The organism is Frankia sp. AgB1.9 (assembly GCF_016786355.1).
In the GTDB taxonomy this organism is placed as follows: Bacteria; Actinomycetota; Actinomycetes; order Frankiales; family Frankiaceae; genus Pseudofrankia.
Window position 1 is genome coordinate 29,292 of the sequence record NZ_JADWYX010000106.1, and the last position, 3,526, is coordinate 32,817.

General features: G+C 74.0%; 5 protein-coding genes. 1 reads left to right on the top strand and 4 read right to left on the bottom strand.

The features are described from left to right. Positions 1–321: 321 nt before the first annotated feature. A complete protein-coding gene (locus I6A60_RS31525; protein ID WP_203024908.1) occupies positions 322–549 on the top strand; it encodes a biotin/lipoyl-binding carrier protein in 228 nt (75 codons plus the stop codon). Positions 550–929: 380 nt separating this feature from the next. On the opposite strand, the gene I6A60_RS31530 is transcribed toward I6A60_RS31525, so the two are convergent. The 4 genes from I6A60_RS31530 to I6A60_RS31545 form a co-directional block, all read right to left on the bottom strand. Further along, the gene (locus I6A60_RS31530) at positions 930–1,166 is read right to left on the bottom strand and encodes a hypothetical protein (protein ID WP_203024907.1); all 237 of its coding nucleotides are present in this window, start codon (positions 1,164–1,166) and stop codon (positions 930–932) included. 17 nt (positions 1,167–1,183) lie between these two features. Next, entirely contained in the window at positions 1,184–2,272 is a 1,089-nt protein-coding gene (bioB, locus tag I6A60_RS31535; protein WP_203024906.1) for a biotin synthase BioB, read from the bottom strand. Positions 2,273–2,461: 189 nt separating this feature from the next. Beyond that, a complete protein-coding gene (gene bioD / locus I6A60_RS31540; RefSeq protein WP_203024905.1) occupies positions 2,462–3,202 on the bottom strand; it encodes a dethiobiotin synthase in 741 nt (246 codons plus the stop codon). Continuing rightward, on the bottom strand, positions 3,199–3,526 hold a 328-nt coding region (locus tag I6A60_RS31545), incomplete at its 5' end, for an aminotransferase class I/II-fold pyridoxal phosphate-dependent enzyme (protein WP_238436655.1). The genes I6A60_RS31545 and bioD, both read right to left, overlap by 4 nt.

The window sequence follows — 3,526 nt, forward strand, 5'->3', positions numbered from 1 at the left end:
GTTCCGCCGTGCGGGGCTCGCGGTGCGCATGGCATTACGAGGGCGTGTCCGCCGATCGACGGGGATGGGGCTGATCTGACACACCGGCGCCACGGTCGGATCGACGTAGGCGAGGCGGTCTACGCTGGCAAGCGGATCGGCACGGGGTCCGGGGCTCCGCGGGACCGCCCAGGCCGATCTGACCACGCTGATCCGGGTGACGCCGATCTGGGCGAAGGTCTGCCGGGCTATCTCGCCCGACAGGCCCGGACGGGCCGGTCGAACACCCGAGCGCCCCGACCCGTGCGCGTCCCGCGCACCCGTGCCCCGGAAGGGATGACCATGGCCGAGGAAGTCCGCGCCGAGATGGTGGCGAACGTCTGGAAGGTTGTCGTCGGAGTGGGTGACGCCGTCGCGGCCGGGGACGCGCTGGTGATCCTCGACTCGATGAAGATGGAGATCCCGGTCATCAGTGAGGACGGCGGCACCGTCGCTCAGATCGCCGTTCAGGAGGGCGACGTCGTCCAGGACGGCGACCTCATCGCCGTGGTCGAGCCCCAGCCAGTCTGAGAGCCTGGGCCCAACGGCCCGGGCCGCGATGCGGGGAGCCGGGCAGGGCATCGGGGAGCCGGGCCGCGATGCCCGGGAGTTCGTTGGCCCTGCGCCACGGTCGTGGTTCAGCCCGCTCGGCGACCACGAGGTAGGACTGCTGCGGCCCGAGCTGGTTGAGCGTCACCAAGCCGCGGCAGCTCCTGCGCCATGGTCGTGGTTCAGCCCGGTCGGCGACCACAACGCAGGACTGCCACACCCCGGGCTGGTTCAGCTCCGCCAGAGCGCGGCAACTCCTGCGCCACGGTCGTGGTTCAGCCCGCTCGGCGACCACGAGGTAGGACTGCCGCGGCCCGAGCTGGTTCAGTTCCGGTCGGAGCTCTCGTCCAGGAGTCCGCGGGTCAGCTGGGCGAGGTGGTGACGCCGTGTTCGGCGCAGCGGGCGGTCCAGCCGGTGGGTACGACCTGGACCACGAGCCGGCGCCGGCAGGTGGGGCAGTAACGCGGCGGCTCCAGAGCGCGCGCCGCGTCGCAGCGCTCGTGTGCGCCAGCTCCGGCCGGCTCGCCGCACCGGTCGCAGAAGGCTGCGGTCGCCAGCGGCGTCGCGGTCGACGCCAGGGTGTCGTACTCGGCGGTCACTTGTGCTCGCCCCGGGCCTAGAGCGTCGCCTGCAGCGACTTGATCGGCATCGACAGCCGGTCGAGCATGGCCAGGTCGCTGGTGGGGGACTGGCCCAGCGTGGTCAGATAGTTGCCGACGATCACCGCGTTGATGCCGCCCAGCATGCCGTCCTCGGTGAGATCGCCCAGGGTGATCTCCCGGCCGCCCGCGTAGCGCAGGATGGTCCGCGGCATCGCCAGCCGGTAGGCCGCGATCGCCCGCAGCGCGTCCTTGGCCCCGACCACCGGCAGGTCACCGAACGGGGTACCCGGCCGCGGGTTGAGGAAGTTCAGCGGCACCTCGTCCGGCTCAAGCGCGGCGAGCTGCGCGGCGAGCTCGGCCCGCTGCGCGAGGGTCTCGCCGACGCCCAGGATCGCGCCGCAGCACAGCTCCATGCCGGCCGCGCGGACCATCTCGCAGGTGTCGAGGCGCTCCTCCCAGCTGTGCGTGGTCACGACGTTCGGGAAGTGCGAGCGGGCCGTCTCCAGGTTGTGGTTGTACCGGTGCACGCCCATGGCGACCAGCTCGTCGACCTGGTCCTGCGTCAGCATGCCCAGCGAGCAGGCCACGTTGATGTCGACGGCCGCGCGGATCGCCGCGACGCCCTCGCGGACCTGGGCCATCAGCCGGGCGTCCGGGCCGCGCACGGCCGCGACGATGCAGAACTCGGTCGCGCCGGTGGCCGCCGTAGCCTTCGCGGCCTCGACCAGGCTCGGCACGTCCAGCCAGGCGGAGCGGACCGGCGAGTCGAACTTGCCGGACTGCGAGCAGAAGTGGCAGTCCTCCGGGCAGCCGCCGGTCTTCAGGCTGACGATGCCCTCGACCTCGACCTCCGGGCCGCACCAGCGGGTCCGCACCTCGTGCGCGAGCGCGAGCAGCTCCGGCACCGCCTCGTCGGGCAGCTCCAGCACGGCCAGCACCTGCGCCTCGTCGAGCCCACGGCCTTCGACCAGAACCTGCGCGCGGGCGGTGGCGAGCAGCGCCGTGACGTCCGCCGGGAGCTCAGGCGTCGGGAGCTCGGTCGCCGGCAGCTCGGTCGCCGATGGCTGGGCCGTCGGGTTGACGGTGGTCACAGGAGGGGTCACAGGTTCACTCCAGCCGCCGGAACCGGCATTGGGTCAGTGGACATCGGGACAGTGCGTGCGGCGGGACGGGCGTCGGCGGGTCAGGCGAGCAGGCCCGGCTTAACGCCAGGCCCGCTCATTGTCCGACCCAGCGTGGCCGCGGCGCGCGTTCCTTGGACGTGGTCTCTCGCACTCGCCTAGGGAAGCTGCCTAGGGAAGGTGGCCGCCGCGGAAGGCGACCGGGTCGAAGGTGCCGCCCAGCGAGGGCGCGAGCGACCGGCGGGCCAGCGCCCGGAAGGACGCCTGATCAAGAAGGCCGGCGCCCTCCGGGAGCACACCGGCCAGCGGCCGGCCGGCGACCGTCTCCAGATCGGCGAGGTTCGCGCGTTCCGCGAGCTCGGGCCGCCGCGGCCAGCTGCCGATCACCACGCCGGCCAGCTCCAGCCCACGGCGCTCAAGCGCCTCGAGGGTGAGTGCCGTGTCGCTCAAGGTGCCCAGGGCCGGCCTGGTCACGACCAGCACCAGCGCCCCCAGCGATCGGGCCAGGTCGGCCAGCGTCCGCCCGTCCTCGTCGTAGCGCACCAGCAGCCCGCCGGCGCCCTCTACGAGGACGAGCCGGTGCTCGGTCGACAGCTTGGCGACGGTGTCGGCGACCCCCGCGAGGTCGACGGCCGGGAGCCCGCGCAGGCGGGCGGCCGTCGCCGGAGCCAGCGGGTCGGGGTAGCGGGCCAGCTCGTGCACGTCGGTGAGCCCGGTCAGGTCCCGAACCAGGTCGGCGTCGCCCGGCTCACCCGGCGCGACGCCTGTCTGCGCCGGCTTGACCACCGCGACCGAGCCGCCGGGGTCGCCGGCGGTCAGCGGTCCGCGATCGAGCGCGAGCGCCGCCACGGCGGCCGTGGTGACGGTCTTGCCGACGCCGGTGCCGGTGCCGGTGACGACGAGGATGCTCATGACCGCCCGGCGGGCGTGCCCGCCGGCAGGGCCGCCCGCGCGGCGGCCATCGCGGTGGCGAACAACGCGATGTCGTCGTCGGTCAGGTCGGCCCGCGCGGACAGCCGTAGCCGGCTCGTGCCCGGCGGGACCGTCGGCGGCCGGAAGCAGCCGACGGCGACACCGTGCTCCCGGCAGGTCTGCGCGGCCGCGACCGCCCGTTCCGGCTCGCCGAGCACGACCGAGACGACGGCCGCCGCGGGCGTCGGCGCCTCGGCGCGTTGCGGCTGCTGGCCGCCACCCCGGCACTGGCCGCCCGGTCCCGGGCACGGGCAGGCGAGCTGG